General features: G+C 68.2%; 17 protein-coding genes and 1 other annotated feature. Of the genes, 8 read left to right on the top strand and 9 right to left on the bottom strand.

Features of this window, described 5'->3' with window-relative positions; genetic code table 11:
- Positions 1–77: 77 nt before the first annotated feature.
- Positions 78–1175 (bottom strand): acyltransferase family protein, encoded by a 1098-nt coding sequence (locus MFF58_RS00720; RefSeq protein WP_238284650.1) that lies wholly within the window; start codon positions 1173–1175, stop codon positions 78–80.
- Positions 1176–1259: 84 nt separating this feature from the next.
- Positions 1260–1315, bottom strand: a sequence feature (sul1 is cis-regulatory element that is thought to sense ions involved in sulfur or methionine metabolism; They are found in Alphaproteobacteria).
- Between the two features lie 820 nt (positions 1316–2135).
- Between MFF58_RS00720 and MFF58_RS00715 the strand changes: the two genes are divergently transcribed.
- The 3 genes from MFF58_RS00715 (at position 2136) to MFF58_RS00705 (ending at position 4417) form a co-directional block, all read left to right on the top strand.
- Positions 2136–2417, top strand: coding sequence for a hypothetical protein (locus tag MFF58_RS00715; protein ID WP_238284649.1), 282 nt, complete (start codon positions 2136–2138; stop codon positions 2415–2417).
- Between the two features lie 699 nt (positions 2418–3116).
- Positions 3117–3974 carry a manganese catalase family protein gene (locus MFF58_RS00710; RefSeq protein ID WP_238284648.1) on the top strand — a complete coding sequence of 286 codons (858 nt, stop codon included), beginning with the start codon at positions 3117–3119 and terminating at the stop codon, positions 3972–3974.
- A gap of 125 nt (positions 3975–4099) precedes the next feature.
- A complete protein-coding gene (locus tag MFF58_RS00705) occupies positions 4100–4417 on the top strand; it encodes a metal-sensitive transcriptional regulator (protein ID WP_238284647.1) in 318 nt (105 codons plus the stop codon).
- 37 nt (positions 4418–4454) lie between these two features.
- Here the strand turns inward: MFF58_RS00705 and MFF58_RS00700 are convergent, their stop codons facing one another.
- On the bottom strand, positions 4455–4700 hold the full coding sequence (locus MFF58_RS00700) for a hypothetical protein (protein WP_238284646.1): 246 nt from the start codon (positions 4698–4700) through the stop codon (positions 4455–4457).
- Positions 4701–4999: 299 nt separating this feature from the next.
- Here MFF58_RS00700 and MFF58_RS00695 point away from each other — a divergent pair, with 299 nt between their 5' ends.
- The 5 genes from MFF58_RS00695 to MFF58_RS00675 all read left to right on the top strand — a co-directional run bounded on the left by MFF58_RS00695 (position 5000) and on the right by MFF58_RS00675 (position 8052).
- The gene (locus MFF58_RS00695; RefSeq protein WP_238284645.1) at positions 5000–5749 is read left to right on the top strand and encodes a sigma-70 family RNA polymerase sigma factor; all 750 of its coding nucleotides are present in this window, start codon (positions 5000–5002) and stop codon (positions 5747–5749) included.
- A 58-nt stretch (positions 5750–5807) separates the two neighbouring features.
- Positions 5808–6185 (top strand): energy transducer TonB family protein, encoded by a 378-nt coding sequence (locus MFF58_RS00690; RefSeq protein ID WP_238284644.1) that lies wholly within the window; start codon positions 5808–5810, stop codon positions 6183–6185.
- A gap of 372 nt (positions 6186–6557) precedes the next feature.
- The gene (locus MFF58_RS00685; RefSeq protein ID WP_238284643.1) at positions 6558–6779 is read left to right on the top strand and encodes a hypothetical protein; all 222 of its coding nucleotides are present in this window, start codon (positions 6558–6560) and stop codon (positions 6777–6779) included.
- A gap of 247 nt (positions 6780–7026) precedes the next feature.
- Positions 7027–7236: a hypothetical protein gene (locus tag MFF58_RS00680; RefSeq protein WP_238284642.1), complete on the top strand. Its 210-nt coding sequence runs from the start codon at positions 7027–7029 to the stop codon at positions 7234–7236.
- 567 nt (positions 7237–7803) lie between these two features.
- The gene (locus tag MFF58_RS00675) at positions 7804–8052 is read left to right on the top strand and encodes a hypothetical protein (RefSeq protein WP_238284641.1); all 249 of its coding nucleotides are present in this window, start codon (positions 7804–7806) and stop codon (positions 8050–8052) included.
- A gap of 953 nt (positions 8053–9005) precedes the next feature.
- Here the strand turns inward: MFF58_RS00675 and MFF58_RS00670 are convergent.
- From MFF58_RS00670 to MFF58_RS00640, 7 genes are all read right to left on the bottom strand, one after another.
- On the bottom strand, positions 9006–9920 hold the full coding sequence (locus MFF58_RS00670) for a manganese catalase family protein (RefSeq protein ID WP_238284640.1): 915 nt from the start codon (positions 9918–9920) through the stop codon (positions 9006–9008).
- Between the two features lie 301 nt (positions 9921–10221).
- Positions 10222–10698 (bottom strand): SRPBCC family protein, encoded by a 477-nt coding sequence (locus MFF58_RS00665; protein WP_238284639.1) that lies wholly within the window; start codon positions 10696–10698, stop codon positions 10222–10224.
- A 49-nt stretch (positions 10699–10747) separates the two neighbouring features.
- Positions 10748–11485, bottom strand: a complete 738-nt coding sequence (locus MFF58_RS00660; RefSeq protein ID WP_238284638.1) for an ABC transporter ATP-binding protein — start codon at positions 11483–11485, stop codon at positions 10748–10750.
- Positions 11482–12288 carry an ABC transporter ATP-binding protein gene (locus tag MFF58_RS00655; RefSeq protein ID WP_238284637.1) on the bottom strand — a complete coding sequence of 269 codons (807 nt, stop codon included), beginning with the start codon at positions 12286–12288 and terminating at the stop codon, positions 11482–11484. Before MFF58_RS00655 ends, MFF58_RS00660 begins: the two co-directional genes overlap by 4 nt.
- A complete protein-coding gene (locus MFF58_RS00650) occupies positions 12282–13322 on the bottom strand; it encodes a branched-chain amino acid ABC transporter permease (protein ID WP_238284636.1) in 1041 nt (346 codons plus the stop codon). The genes MFF58_RS00655 and MFF58_RS00650 overlap by 7 nt, the downstream gene beginning before the upstream one ends.
- Positions 13319–14218, bottom strand: coding sequence for a branched-chain amino acid ABC transporter permease (locus MFF58_RS00645; protein WP_238284635.1), 900 nt, complete (start codon positions 14216–14218; stop codon positions 13319–13321). Before MFF58_RS00645 ends, MFF58_RS00650 begins: the two co-directional genes overlap by 4 nt.
- A gap of 37 nt (positions 14219–14255) precedes the next feature.
- Positions 14256–15491: an ABC transporter substrate-binding protein gene (locus MFF58_RS00640; RefSeq protein ID WP_238284634.1), complete on the bottom strand. Its 1236-nt coding sequence runs from the start codon at positions 15489–15491 to the stop codon at positions 14256–14258.
- Between the last annotated feature and the right edge of the window lie 153 nt (positions 15492–15644).

Genomic DNA, 15644 nt, shown 5'->3' with positions numbered 1-15644 from the left:
CTGGAATGAGCGAGGCACGATGGTGCCGCATCGGACTCGTCACCAGCAGGACATCGAAATCACTGTGGCGTATAACATTACCTCGACCGAGTGGAACTGCGTTCTAAGGGATCGGAAATTTGGCGCTGGCTGAATCTGATGGCTGTCAGCTCAACATAGTTCCAGGAAAACCACGCTAGAACGAGAATCACGGGCAGCGACGTCAGCAGGACGGAGTACCACGTCGCCGCGTCACCGAGATATAAAACGACCATTTGTTGAACGGGCCACGCATATATGTACATGCCATACGATAAGTCGCCCCTCGCGGTTACCCACGAAAAGCAAGTTCGGGTAGAAATCGCCAGATATATCGTCGCGTACGATCCAATGATCGTGAAGAGCACATTAAATAACGATGTCGAAAGCGAGATAAGCAAGACCAACAAGCTGATCATGGCGTATGATTGCTTCCAGGCAATCCTATCGTGCCACAGATAGATTATGGCGCCGCCCATGAAGGTGGCCAACAGCAGCGCCTGCCTGCTCTCCTGTATGAACAAATAAAAGAGTACCGCCGCTGCCCAAACTGCGATGACTGTGAACCTATTCAAATACCCAATGATACCGAGGAAAAGGACACAGATATAGAGCTTGAATTCGGGACTTAAGCTCCACAACGACCCATTGAAGATTGGGCCGATTGGATTGTTCGTAAAGACTCCCGGCAACTCGAAGCGGGTCCCTGTCAGTGATAAATTGATAATCGTATACAGAACAGTTTCGCGATGGAAAAAATAGTCGGCCGGCGAAAATGTTGTTATCAATGAACCGACAAGAACCGACGATACAATAACTACAATCAGACCAGGTATAATGCGAAAAATTCTCGCTTTAAGATAGCGTATCGGATCCGGATTTCGAACGTAGCTTTGTGTGATCAGGTAGCCGCTGATTGCGAAGAAGACCAACACGGCGATAGAGCCAAGCTCGGTCTGGTCGTTGCTGAATTCCTCGAGGGGTTGCTTGACGGTGGACCCGTAGGCGATCGGGAAGGCGTGCGAGACGATCACGGCCAACGCCGCCAAGAATCTCAATATATCGAAATTGTTCTGACGGCTTCGGCGATGGGTGGCGTTGTCGCCACGCTGCGATGCGAGGTTCATGACGGATCGGGGGCTTTCGTCGTCCCGCACGAAGGACGTCCGCGAACTCATGCGGGAGGCGCAACACGGCGGGTCGGCCTCCGCGGAGGTCCGTGACACAGTCGCCGATGATTGCGTGGTCCGGCGGATCGGCGGCCGGAAGAGCCACCCGGGTTTTCACCGGGTCCTGACGAATACGACTATTCATACATCAGGTCGGCAAGGCGATGCAATATCCTGGCGGCATACGCCGCACGCGCCGCGCATATACTTGGCAACGGCTATCGACCGCCACGTCGTCACGGGCGGTATCGGGGAGCGCGGGTCCATCCTGATGCCTTTGGGAACCCTGTGCGACCTTCAACGATGGACCCCTCTCCACTCGCCCGGGCCGCCCTGATCGACACCGGCGGGATCCACGCCGTCCCCGGCCGCCGCCTGCACGGCGTCTGTCGGCGCGGTCACGGCCATCGGCCTAGGTGGGCGTGACGTGCCGGGCCGGCGCTGGGCCGCGTGCAGCTTCGAGCCGCGGCTGCGCCCGTGTCCCCCCGGGGCGACGCGAGCGTCGTTCTCGGGTCTCGAACGCCGGGTGCGGCCGCCGCGCGCCGCCCGGCCTCCTCGGGCAGCAGCGTCAGGTTCGGGAACGATCAGCGGCCCTTCGTCATCGCTGACATCGCACGGGTGGCGCGGCGGGACTGCATCGCCGCGAACTTGGTGCGCCAACAGGTCCGTCACATCTCTGACACCCCGCCAGTCGCTCGGCCTGTCCTCCGAGGCTCCCATTGACGGTCGCGCAAAGCTCTCCCACAGTACGGGTGCGGGGTTGCCTGAGGGATGGTTGAGCTTGCTTGGCGCGACGGGCGATTGATGGTTGGCTTCGATAACTTTCGAGTTCAATCCTCTCGCGCAGCACCAGCCATCTCTCCGATTGGACAGGCGATCCGGCGATGCCACCTGTTTCGTGACGAAACCTGTCGCGGGCTGAGCTGCCGCTGAAGGGGACGCGCGGACGTGAATTCCACAGCCCTGTTCACGATGCTGGGCCTCGTCCTCGGCTGGGCCGTGCTGGCCGTCGCCGCCCTCGCCACCGGCCGCTACGCCACCTTCGCGTTCCTGATCCTGACCGTGATCGGCCTCTACCTCTACGTGCCCTGGGCGCGGCTGCGCGCCAGCGGGATCGAAGGGTCCAGCCGGCCGGTCCGGTTCTGGACGAATGCCGCCATGCTGGCTGTCAGCCTCGCCGCCTGCCTCGCCTTCGCGATCATGCTGGCCCGGCGGCTCGGGTACCTGTGAACGCTGCCGGATCGGGACTTCCGGCTTCTGTGAGCGCGCGGTCCCGCGGGGGTGCGCAATGCGGTGGATCGCAGCCGACCCGACGGCCCGTCCGAGCCCTGCCCGAGACCCGGCTTCGGCCCCGCCCTCCGCGATGGGGACTCGTGGGCCGCACGTCGCTGACCGGAGAGGGATGAGCCGGCCGTCGCACCGGCCTTTCGGGACCCGATTGACGCGCACGGAGGTCGGGCCCAGCGCGGCGGTGGGCTCGTTCCGCGTCAGGGTTCGACGACGATCAGCAAAGCCTGGTCCGTCAGCCGTGCCGTCGCGGGGTCCGCTCGCTGCGCTTCCCACACCGCCCTGGCCGCACAAACCTGTCGGGGCGGGAGCCGGAACGGTGCATGCCAAGATCAGGGCCGGCCTTGGGTCGCCGTGGCGCGGCAGACTAACATAGATCGCTGTGTCTTGATCTGTGTTGTCGTCGTCGTTCGTGCCTACAGGCCGCAGAGGTGAAAATTTTTCCCGCGCTTATACATTGAATGAACAGGTAAAATTCGGGTTTGGCGAGTCTTGATCGTCCTGAATGCGTCGAGAGACCGAACCGCCGACCGGAGGCCGGGTTGGACAGGAGACGCGGCACGATGCTCCCATGGAGTACGGAGCCGGCGGCCGATCGTGCGGGAGCCCTGGGCACCGCGCCTCTCACGAGGAACCGACATCATGTACTATCACGACAAGCGACTTCAGTACCCGGTCCGGGTCGACAGCCCCGATCCGATCTACGCCCGCATGCTGCAGCAGGCGATCGGCGGTATCGAGGGAGAGATCCGGGTTTGTTTCCAGTATTTCTTCCAGGCGTGGGGTAATCGCGCGCCGACGACCAAGTACCGCGACATGCTGCTCCATACGGCCACCGAGGAGATCGGCCATATCGAGATGTTGGCGACCGCCGTGGCGATGAACCTCGAGACCGCGCCGACCAAGGTGCAGGAGGCCGGCGCCGCCGATGCCATCGTGGGCGCCGTGATGGGCGGCGAGAACCCGCGCCACATCGCCGAGGGCATGCTGCACAAGACGCTGCTCTCCGCCGGTATGGCGGCCTTCCCGGGCAATTCGGACGGACTGCCTTTTGACATGAGCCACATCTACGCCAGCGGCAACATCGCGGCCGACATGTACTGCAACGTCGCCGCCGAGGCGACCGGCCGGACCCTGGCGGTGCGCCTCTACAACGCCACCAACGACGCCGGCATGCGCGACATGTGGAGCTTCCTCATCGCCCGTGACACGATGCACCAGCAGCAATGGCTGGCGGTGATCGAGGAACTCGGCGGGGCCGCGGGCACGCTGCCGATCCCGAACTCGTTCCCGCAGAGCGAGGAGAACCAGAAGTTCAACTACAACTTCTTCTCCACGTCGGCCGACGGTTCGCCGCCCCCGGCCGGCCGCTGGACGCAGGGCCCCTCCCTCGACGGCAAGGGCGAGTTCAGCGTGGTGCAGAACCAGCCGATGGGTGAGGAGCCGGTGCTCGGCCCGGCCCGGCCCGACAGCGGCGCGCAGTCCCAGCAGATCGGCTGACGCGACGGTGCTCCGGCGCCGCCGTCACGGTCGGACGCCGGGGTACCGCCTCCTATGATCCTCGCCAGAGCCGCCGACGACCCGGGTCATCGGCGGCCGGAGCCGAACAGTCGGGGCGCAGAGCGGTGACAAGGGGCACATTCGTGGACGGCCGCGTCTGCCTCATCCGAAGCGATGAGGATCGCGCACCGCTGGTCCGGCGCCTCGGGCGGATCGAGGGCCAGGTCCGCGGCCTCCGCGCGATGATCGAGGCGGATCGGCATTGTCTCGACGAGATCCAGCAGATCCGGGCAGCGACCGCCGCGCTGCGGGAGGTCGGCCTCCTCATCATCGGTCAGCACGTCGCCGAGGGCCTGAACCTCGCGCGCCACGAAGCAGATCGCGCGGCGGTGATGGAGGATCTCTTGCGCGTGCTGCGCGCCGCCATGGCGGAGACCGGGTAGTGTCGGCCGTACCCCGGACGGCCGGGCGCTCCGGGGCTCAATGCTTCGTCAGCGTCGCCACGACGGTGCCCTGCTCCAAGGTCTCCGAGAAGCGGGCCAGCCGGCTGCGGCTGGGCTCGTTCAGACCGCCGGCATGCGCGAAGGTCGTCAGGGCGATGCCCACCAGGAAGCGGGCCTCCTCCACGGTGACGGCCCGCCCGCTCAGCGTGCTGGCCGCGCCGCGCACCGCGAGGACCGCTTCCCGGAAGGCGGGGTCGTCTTCGAGTTCCGTCAGTCGGTTCATGCGTGTGGTCCCGTGCTCCATGGGGTGTTCCGGTGTCGTCGCCGCCGTCTCGCTCGCATCGGCGCGACGGTCTGGCGTCGGGCGCCGCAGCTTCGGCGCGCCGGTGGACAGATATTCGATCGGGAAATGCGAGTTGAGCGCATTTCCGCGGCCCGCAGATCTTTCGTGACTGCCAAGCATAGCATCATGGATCAATCTTAACTTCGCTGTTTCGGCTGATCTATGTTGCGGCAAGGTTTCCGTATTCGGGGGCTTATAGCTGAGCCCATGCTCTCATCCCACTCAGGTGATCGGCTGTCATGCTCGCACCCTCGCTCGACGATAGTACAATCGACACGCAGGCGCCCAGGCTTCCCGACAGCGTCCAGTATCATCTCGGCCATCTGCTCGCGGCGAGCTACGCCCAGGACCTGGACGAACCACCGGTCGCGGACCGCTTCGCCGAACTCCTGGCTCTGCTGGATGCCGCCTTCGGCCGGGCGCGGGACGGCCACGAGAAGTCGTTCCAGGCGGCCCTCCTGGGGATGGTGCCGAACCTCCAGCGCTTCGCGCGCTCACTGCTGCGCAACCATGTCGGCGCCGACGATCTCCTGCAGAACACGCTCCTGCGGGCGTGGCGCTCGCGCGCGAGCTTCGCGCCGGGGACCAACCTGGAGGCGTGGCTGTTCACCATCATGCGCAACCAGTTCTACAACGAGCACCGCAAGCGCGGTCGCGAGGTGCAGGACGAGGACGGCGCCCAGGCGGAGCGGATGGTCTCGCTGCCCGAGCAGGGCGGACATCTCGACCTGAGCGACGTGCGCTCCGCCCTCGATCGTCTCGCGCCGTCGATGCGGCAGGCGCTGGTCCTTGTGGCGATCGAGAACCTCACCTACGAAGAGACCGCAGCGGTCATGAACTGCCGCATCGGCACCGTGAAGAGCCGCGTCTGGCGTGCCCGGACGCAACTCGCGGAGATGCTGGGCTACGATGGGCTCGAAGTCGGCAGCGACGACGTCATGCTGGCCGCTGCGGGTCCGAAAGCCCGGAGATCCGCGTCCGTCTCGTGATCGCGGGTCGGTCGGCGCCGCGTCGTTCTCGCAACGCTCACGGATCCGCCTGTCCCGCATGCCGCGAGCGCTCATCCACGGATCCGTCGTGCTCGCCCTGCTCCTGGGCACCTGGAACGCCCCGGCGCAGGCCGGATCCGAACGCGCGATGCGCCGGTGGCTCTCGGATCTCGTGACACGGATCGACGCGGGGGACCGGGCCGCACGGCCGTCAGGCTCCGCGCGGCCGACCGGTACGGTGGTGGTCCACGTGAGGATCACCCCGGACGGCGCCGTGCAGCAGGTTGAGGTCGAGCGCAGTTCGGGCAGTCCGGACCTCGACCGTCGGGCGCTCCGCGCCGTCCAGGGGGTTGGCCGCCTCCCCGCGCCGCCCTCCGCCCTGCTAGGCCTGTCGGGGGTGGCCGATCTCAGCATTCCGGTGGAACTCGGCCGCTGAGCCTCCAATCGCGCGGCCCATCCCGACCTCGCCCCGGCCGGGACCTTCGTGCACGGCCTGCCCGGGCCGCAGATGCGCCGGCCCGACCGATCAGGCGCTCGCGTGCGTCGCGGACGCCCCGCCGATCGGGCCTTGATGCCGGTCGGCGGCCTGGTCTCGACCGTTAGGCCCAGGATGGCCGGCCTATCGTGAACGCGCCACGGCTACACGCCTGCTCGAGCGCATCCTTCACCGCCCGCGGCGTCGGGCAGCCGGGGAATTGATTTCATCAATTTGCGCTATCGATCCAATCTGTTTGGATCATGTTGCTGTGCAGCGTAGATATCTCTCGACCCCGGGCACAGGCTCGGAAGACCGAGAGGAATGAGGATCATGACCGTTCGTACAATCGCCCTCCTCGTCATCGCTGCCGGCTCCATGATCGGCCCCGCGCTGGCCGATGAGGCCGTTCACCTGACCCCCCCGCTCTATCGCGAGCAGGCGCGCCCCACGGCCTCCGTCCGGCCGGCTTCTGAATTGGTCACGACGCCGCGCCTCGTGCCGACCGCGGCCGAATCCCGGCGCGTGGTCGCCACCGCCGTGTCGGCCGAGTGATGGGACGCGCCGGACCGGCGCCGTCGGGGCATCCGGTGGCGCCGGACGCGGAGGCGGGTCGATAGCCGCCCCCTCATGCGGACCGGAGCGCGGGTGGGCCAGCATTCCCAGGCGCGATCACAGATCCGCGGCGTGCGCCCGCCTCAGGGAAGCGGATGTCGGTCGCCCAATACGCATCGTTGCTATGCCCTGCACGAGCATGTCGGCCTAAACAAAACGTGTATCCTTCGCGAAAACGGAGGAAACGATGGCCTACAAGATCACATTCCGCCGAGGCAAACGGATCAGCTCTTCCAAGCTCTGGCCGTGCGACCTCGAAGCCGCTGTCGCGCACGCCAAGGCGCAGCTCCCGATCCAGCGCGAGCAGACCGGCGCGACGTCGGTGAGCGTCTCGTGCGAGCGGACCGGGGACGTGATGTTCACCTTCACCGAGCAGCCCGAGCCCGCGGAGTTGTAGGCCGCTCGTGTCGGCGCGAGACCGGCGCAACGGGTTCTGGCCCGATGGTGACACGGTCGAAGATGCCGCCGGCGCGGTCCTGCAGCGCCCCGGCGCGGCCGCACATCCCGAGGCGGGACGCGTCCCCTCGATGCCGTCCGCTCCGTGCAGCGCGGTCGCCTCCCGGGGCCGGTCCTGCGCCCCGTCCCCTCGGAACGCGGGCGTCGCGCGGTGGCTCGAGCAGGACGTTTCCGTACGGGCGGCCGCCGGATCCGGCGAGATGGTCGAGGCGGGCGTAACGCGTCCGGATGCGTTCCGTCTGATATCCGGCGGTCTGTCGTTCAACCGGCGGTAGGAGGTCGTCCGGCTCGGGGGCCGGGAGCGCGGACTGAGATTCGTCCCCGCAGATCCACGTCTCTCTCCGGCATAGCGCGACTCGAGGATGTCGACGCCGCCCGCTTCGACTGGTCTGTCCCGCGACTTGCGCGATTTCCAATTCCGAGCCGGGCTAAACTGGCAATAATCGGTGCTGGCTCAGCCCCTCTTGGACATGATACGTCTCGGCAGAAGGTCCTGCGCCGGTGATGGATGCCTGCCAATCCGCTCAAGCCGCGCGCTGGCTTCTCGATCGCCACCGCGGCTTTCGGGGAGCCCCTCCGAACGATCGATTGCGTCGTCCTGGTCGAAGGCCGGCGCGGCGCCGTGATCGAGCTGTCCAACCCGGAACGCCTTCCGGACGAGTTCCTGCTGATCGCAACGTCCATTCAGATCAGGCGGCCCTGCCGGGTCGTCGAGCGGGGGGCCGATGGCGTCCGGGTGGAGTTCATCCGCGCCTGAGGCGGATTCGCGACGCAGATCGGTCCGTCGTCGCACGGGGCCGCTGTCTCCGGGAACGTCCCACGCTGCCGGACGCTTCGGTCCGGACGGGCGCAGCGGCGCCGACGCCAGCCGCTACATCACGGGAGTACGCGATGACCGGCGGGAATCACGGTGTCGATCGGAGCCTTTCGGACGCCGCCGGGCGCGAGGACGCCGGCAGCGAGCGGCGGCGCGAGGCTGACGATCCACCGGCTCAGCCTTCGGATGACCCGGCCGCGGATGGGAACCCCGGCGTTCCCGAAGCCGAGGAGCCCGGTCTCATCGGCTCGATGCGGGGCATGTAGGCGCGCAACCGCACCGATGGGCGGGTGCCAGGGAGATCCCCGCCCCCGCTGGGAGCGGCGGGTATCCGTCGCCGCCAAGATCGAGATCGACTCAGCTGCTCGACCGGCGCGCCCACTCGGAAGCCGAAGACGCCCTCCCCTTGGCCGGCGGCGCCGAGCCGGTCATGCGCCGGCGGAACGGGCGAATTGCCGGGCCCGGCGGCCCGGTGCGGGACGAGGCCCCTCGACAGGAGCCTCGAAACCCATGCAACGATCGACGCCATCGTGCGGGCATCGCGCTTGGCCGAGACGCCCTCACGGGGCAGCCATTCCTGGGCGGCCGAAGCGCGGGTGCCTTCGATGATCAAGCCAGCCACCGCGGGCAGCCGCCTCGTCGATCCCGCTGTGACGGCTGCCATCGCGCCCAGCCAGATCGTGGACGCGCAGTTCATGATCCTGCGGCCGCAGGTCGTCTGAGGCCACCGGAGATCGGTGGGGAACCGAGGCGGATGGGGCGGCGCGGTCTGGGGGCGTGACCCACGCCGTCATCCCGGGGAGCGCAGCCCGGGATCACGCAGCGGGTGCGATGAGAAGGCAAAGGCGAAACCGGATCCCGACGCATCGGCCGCGACCCGGAATCCCGAGGGCTCAGCGGCTCTTCTTGTAGAGTTTGCTGGCGATCTCGAAGATCTCCTCCGGCGCGTAGTTCGGCGCGAAGGCCCCGTAATTGCCGTCGAGTTCCGGGATCTTGCCGCCCTCGGGTAGCCCGTCGACCACCTCGAGATTGCCCGGGGGATCGCCTGGCAGCGCCACCTCATCGTTCGACCAGACGCCTGCCGCCTCCCGGTAATCGTCAGGGCTGAAGCGGTAGAGGCGCCGGTGCGAGCCCTCCTGCAGGTACTTCTGGCACTCCGGGAGCTTGTCGAGGACGATGTTCGGGGTGGGCAACATCTTCTCGATCTCGACGCCGGTGAGCTTCTTGAGCGCCAGCGCGTAGGCGTGCGCGTGGACCGAGCCGCGTACCAGGAGGTAGCCGCAGACCTCGCGGCCGGTGGGATCCTTCAGGGTCTCGTAGACGCGCAGCTTGTGCAGGCGGGCGCCGCATTCCAGGTGGAAGTTGTGCAGCAAGTCGATGATGATGTTGCCCGTCGTTGTGACCATGTCGACGTTCCACGACTGGGCGTTCGAGTTGATCGGTGTCGCGCCGCCGCCGTTGCTCAGGAAGCTGCCGGCCAGCCGGATGTCCTGCATATCGTGGAACGGCGCCTTCGAGACATCGACCTCCTCGGTGTCGTCGCCGGGTCCGTTGTTGAGCATGGCGATGCCCGTCGAGACCAGCTCGACGTGACCGAGTTCCTCCGCGAAGATGCTCGACACGAGGCTGTAGAACGGCCGCAGCTTCGTCTTGTTTCGGAAGTTGAAGCTCTGGAACATGTAGTTCCCGAGCGTGGACATTTCGCCGTACTTGCCGCCGAGGAGCTCCTGCAGAGCGGCCGCCGCGTTCGGGTCTGGCTTCTTCGGCTGTGGCAGTTCGGCCTGAAGGCGATCGAGCTTCATGAACATGCGGGGCAGCTCCGTTTGCGCGGGGTGCGCATTGGGGCATCTGTTTGGGCGGGCGATCGTTCCGCATGCCCTGTTCGCCGATGATCGTGCCGGCCGAGCCGGAGGGGGCTCAGGGCCACCCGCCTTCATGCACCTGGACGTGGCGGGCATGCCGTACCCGATGCCGTCCCGACCTTCGCGATCCGTGGGCGCACGGCCCACGAGCTCCATCATCCGCCCGCCCGGCGAACCGTGCCTCCGCTTCCGGCCTTGTGCCGGCCTTGTCCCGGCCCCGTCCAGGCGACGGCTCGAGGGTGCGGGTCTAGGCTTCGGCCGGTGCCGGGGCGGCCGGATCGCGGGTCACGCCGAACTCGGCGGCGAATTTGCCGAAGAACTCGTCGGCGAGCTTGCGCGAGGTTGCCTGCATGAGCCGTCCGCCGAGGGTCGCGATCTTGCCGCCGACCTCGGCCTTGGCGGTGTAGGCCAGGACCGTCTCATCCCCCTCGGACGCGAGCGTGACGGCGGCGCGACCCTTGGCGAAGCCGGCCATGCCGCCGTTGCCCTGCCCGACGAGGCTGTAGCCCTCCGGGGGGCGCACGTCCTCCAGGCGAACCGTCCCCATGAAGGCCGCAGAGACCGGTCCGATCTTCAGGGCGACCTTGGCCTTCATCTCCTCCGGGGAGACCTGCGCCAGCTCCTTGCATCCGGGGATGCAGCGGGCCAGCACGTCCGGATCGTTCAGCGCCGCCCAGACGGCCTCCCGCGCGGCGGGGATCCGGTACTCGCCGGCGATGTCCATGCTCGTCTCCTCTCGCGAAGCCGCGCCGCCGGACGGCCGGGGCGGGCGCTCAGACCGCGCAGTAGCGCGCCTGGATTTCCGGATCGTCCCGCAGCGCGGCCGCGGGGGCGTGGTAGACGACAGCACCGCCGTCGACGATGTAGACGCGGTCGGACACCGCGAGGGCGAGCTCGACGTTCTGCTCGACCAGCAGGATGGTGGTGCCCGCCCGCTTCATCGCGACGAACTGCTCGAACATCTCCTCGACGAGGATCGGCATGATCCCCTCGGAGGGCTCGTCCAGCAGCACCATCACGGGCTCGGCCATGAGCGCGCGGGCGATGGCGAGCATCTGCTGCTCGCCGCCCGACATGGTGATCGCCTCCTGCTTCAGCCGCTGCTTCAGCCGCGGGAAGGTCTCGGCGATGACCTCGATCCGCCGCGCCTCGTCGCGGCGCGTCGCCCGCGCCCCGCGGGCCGCCAGGATGCCGAGGCGCAGGTTCTCCTCCACGGTCAGCCCCGGTACGATGCGCCGCTCCTCCGGAACGTAGGCGAGGCCCCGGTGGAAGCGCTCGTGGGGCGGTCGGTCGAGGATGTCGGCGCCCGCGAAGGTCACGCGGCCCGTGCGCTTCGCCACGAGGCCCATGATGGCCTTCAGCGTCGTGGTCTTGCCGGCGCCGTTTCGGCCGATCAGCGTCACGATCTCGCCGGGGCGGACGTCGAGCGACAGGCCCTGCAGGATGTGGGAGTGGCCGTACCACGCCCGCAGGTTCTCGACCGCCAGGAGCGGCTGGGCGGCGGCGCTCATGCGGTCTTGCCCAGGTAGACGCGGCGCACCTCGGGATGCGCGCGGATGTCGTCGGGGCTGCCCTCCGCGAGGAGCTGGCCCTGGTGCAGGACGACGAGGCGGCGGCACAATCCCATCACGAGCTTCATCTTGTGCTCGACGAGGATCAGCGTCCGCGTCTCGGCGAGCCGCTGCACGAGGTCCATCATCTCGCGCGTCTCCTCGGGGCTCATCCCGGCGGTCGGCTCGTCGAGGAGGAGGAGGCTCGGCTCGGCGGCGAGCGCCACCGCGATCTCCAGGGCCCGCTGCTCGCCGTGGGCGAGTTCCCGGGCGAGGCGGTCCATCCGGGCGCCGAGCCCGACCTCGCCGAGCAGCGCCTCGGCCCGCTCGGTCAGCTCGGGATAGGCGGAGCGGTTCCGGAAGACCGCGAAGCGGACCCGCCGCGCCTGGGCGGCCACGCGCACGTTCTCGCGCACGGTGAGGTGCGGGAAGACGTTGGTGATCTGGAACGACTTGGCGATGCCCATCCGGGCGAAGTGGTGCGGGGGCGATCCGGTGATGTCGCGCCCCCGGAACAGCACCCGGCCCTCGCTGGGCGGGAAGGCGCCCGAGATCAGGTTGAAGAAGGTCGACTTGCCGGCCCCGTTCGGCCCGATGATCGCTGTGATGCCCCCTTCCGGGAACGCGACCGTCACGTCCGACAGGGCGCGGAAATGCCCGAACCGCTTGCCGAGCCCCTCCGTGGCGAGGATCGGCGCGCCCCCGACCGAAGTCGCGACGGGCGCCGTGGCGGGCGCGGCGGCGACCGGGGCGGCGCTCACCATCCGGCCCTCCGGAGGCGCGCCAGCACCTCGCCCCAGATGCCCAGCGGCAGGAACAGCACGAAGGCGATGAAGATGGCGCCGACGAAGAGCTGCCAGTGGGTCGTCAGGGTGGCGAGCCCGTCCTGAAGCAGCGCGAAGGTGGCGGCGCCCACGAAGGGTCCGAAGAAGGTCCCCATGCCGCCGAGCAGCGCCATCATCACGGCCTGACCGGAGGTCGCGTAATGCATCGTCTCGATCGGCACGATCGAGAGGTGGATGGCCTGGAGCGCCCCCGCGAGCCCGCACAGGGCCCCGGAGATCACGAAAGCCACGAGCTTCATGCGGCGGACGTCGAAGCCGCAGGCCTGCGCCCGGCCCTCGTTCTCGCGGATCGCCTCCAGGGCGGCCCCGAAGGGCGAGGACAGGAGGCGCGAGAACAGCCAGACCGCGATCCCGACCACCGCCAGCACGGCGTAGTACTTCACCGTCGGGTCGAGGAGGTCGAGGCGAAGGCCCGGCAGGGCCAGGGACGGCACGTTGATGCCGCGCAGGCCGTTCTCGCCGCCGGTGAATGCCTCCGCGCGGTAGAAGGCGTAGTAGACGCACATCGAGAGCGCCAGGGTCGTCATCGCGAAGTAGATGCCGCGGGTGCGGATCGCGAGCACGCCCATGACGGCGGCGATCCCGGTGGCGAGCAGCGTGCCGGCGACGAGCGCCAGGGCCGGGTGCAGCCCGAATTGGACGATGGCGATGCCGCAGCCGTAGGCGCCACCGCCCAGGAAGGCGGCGTGGCCGAAGGACAGGAGCCCGGTATAGCCGAACAGCAGGTTGAACCCGAGGGCGTAGAGGCCGAGCACCAGGATGTTCACGGCCAGCGCCTGGTAGGGCGTGATCCAGGGGAACACGAGGAGGAAGGCGAGCGTCAGCGCGACGCGGTGCCGGCCGCACCATGCCAGCCCGCGTCCGGTCCGGCCGGAACCTGGCCGGGCCGCCGGCAAGGTCGCCGGCAAGCCGCTTTCCTCCGCGACGGCGGGGACTTGGGCGCGGGCGCTCATCCGAGGGCTCCGGCCCGTCCGAGAAGGCCGCGGGGGCGCACCAGCAGCACCAGGGCCATGAGGGCGAAGATCGCCATCTTGGTCATGTCGGGGGCCACCAGGGAGGTCATCGCCACGACGATGCCGACGAGCAGCCCGGCGAGCACGGCGCCGCCGAGCGAGCCCATCCCGCCGACTACCGTGACCACGAAGGCCTCGGCCAGCACCGGGATCCCCATCTCGGGCGTGACGCCCTGGAGGGGCGCGGCCAGGATGCCTGCGAGCCCCGCGAGCGCGCAGCCGAGGGCGAAGACCGCGAGCCAGACCTTCGCGATCTCGATGCCGAGCACCTGCACGATCTGCGGGTCGCGGGCGCCGGCCCGGATCACGAGGCCGAAGGGCGTGCGCTCGATGAACAGCCAGAGCGCGCCCACCACCACCAGCGCGAAACCGATCAGGAACAGGCGGTAGAGCGGGAAGTAGCCGATGCCGATATCGACGGCGCCCCGCAGCTCGGGCGGCGCCCCGAAGGGCAGCCCGGTGAGCCCGAAGGCGATCCGCACGCTCTCGATCATCACGTAGGACAGGCCGAAGGTGAGGAGCAGCGGATCGTCGATGCCCCGCCCGTAGAGCGGGCGGACCAGCACCCGCTCCACGACGAGCCCGAGCAGCCCCATCGCCAGCGGCGCCGCGACGAGGCTCAACCAGAAGCTGCCGGTGAAGCCGTAGAGGAAGACCCCGACATAGGCGCCGGCCATGAAGAAGGCGCCGTGGGCGAAGTTGACCACGTTCATAAGCCCGAAGATCAGGGACAGGCCGATGCCGACGAGCACGTAGATCGCCCCCAGCGCGATGCCGGTCACGAGCTGAAGGGCGAGGAGATCGAGGGGGAAGCCGCCGATCGTGATGTCGCTCAAGGCCGCGCCCTCCCGCCGGCTCGCATGGGGTCGCGCCTCACGCCTTGTGGCCGAGTTCGTCGCAGCCGCGCAGGAAGCGCTCGTCGGGCCCCTCGGTGCCGAGGATCGTGAACACGTCGTCCGGCGTCTTCAGGTCCTTCGACTTCGCCTCGACGATCAGGACCGACTGGACCGACTGGTGGTCGCATTTCCGGAAGCTCTGCGGCCCCTTGTAGAAATCGGCCTTCAGGTTCTCCATCGCGGCCACGACCTTGTCGGTCTCGACCGACCCGGCGGCCTTCACCCCCTCCAGCACCGAGCGGACGCCGGCATAGCCCAGCGCCCCGTAATCGGACGGCACGGCGCCGTTGTAGGCGGCGCGGAACCGGTCGTTGAACGCCTTGGCGGAGGGCACGCTGTCCTCCAGGCGCCAGTAATAGGAGGTGCCGCCGATCACGCCGTCGAAGGCGTCGCCGCCGGCCTTGCGGGCGGTGAACAGGAGGACCGGCGCCACCAGCTTGGTGTTGCGCTTCAGGCCGAATTCGGTGGCCTGCTGGATCGACACGACCTGGTCGCGGCCGAAATTGCACAGGCAGAGCACGTCGGGCTTGAGCGCGGCGATCCGGGGCAGGAAGGCCGAGTAGTCGGAGGCGCCGATCGGGTGGCGGATATCGGCCACGACCTCGATGCCCGAGGCCTCGCCGGCGCGCCTGAAGCCACGCATCATCTCGTGGCCGTAGGCGTAGTCGGCGCTGAGGAAGGCGACCCGCTTGCCGGATTTCGGGAAGACGTAGCGGCCGACCGCCCCCGCGGTCATGTGCGGGTTCAGGGCCTCGTGGAAGGTGGTGCGGCCGAAATCCTTGGCCTCGTTGATCGCGTCGGACTGGCTGATCGAGTTGTAGATGACGCCGCGCTCGCGGGCGACGTTGTTGGTCGACAGGGTCACGGCCGCCGAGAGGCCGCCGACCAGGAAGTTGACCTTGTCCTTCTCGATCAGCTCGAGGGTCCGGGTCGCGGCCTCGCCGGGGTTGAGCTTGTCGTCGCGCACGAGGAGCTCGGCATTGCGGCCCTGGAAGCCGCCGGCCTCGTTGAACTCCTTGATGGCGAGCTGGGCGGCGCGCACCTGGTCGTTCGCCTCGGCCCCGAAGGCGCCGGTGAGCGGCACCGGGAAGCCGATCCGGATCGGGCCGGCCTGCGCGGCGGCGGAGCGCAGGAGAGCCGGGGCGGCGAGCGCCAGCGCGGATGCGGCGGCGCTGCCCTGGAGCAGCCGGCGCCTGTCGAAGACCGTTCCCATTCCCGTCCCTCCGTTGGCGTTTCCTCGTCGGGACCGGTCTCTTCAGCGGACCGTGCCCCGTCTCTCGTCGATACCTGTGCTCGCCCCATCCCACCCTCAACCGCATCCTGAGGTGCCGGAGCGCCGGGGAGCCCTCGAAGGAGGTTTCCAGCC

The organism is Methylobacterium longum (assembly GCF_022179385.1).
In the GTDB taxonomy this organism is placed as follows: Bacteria; Pseudomonadota; Alphaproteobacteria; order Rhizobiales; family Beijerinckiaceae; genus Methylobacterium; species Methylobacterium longum.
This window is presented reverse-complemented; position numbering and strand designations above follow the sequence as displayed.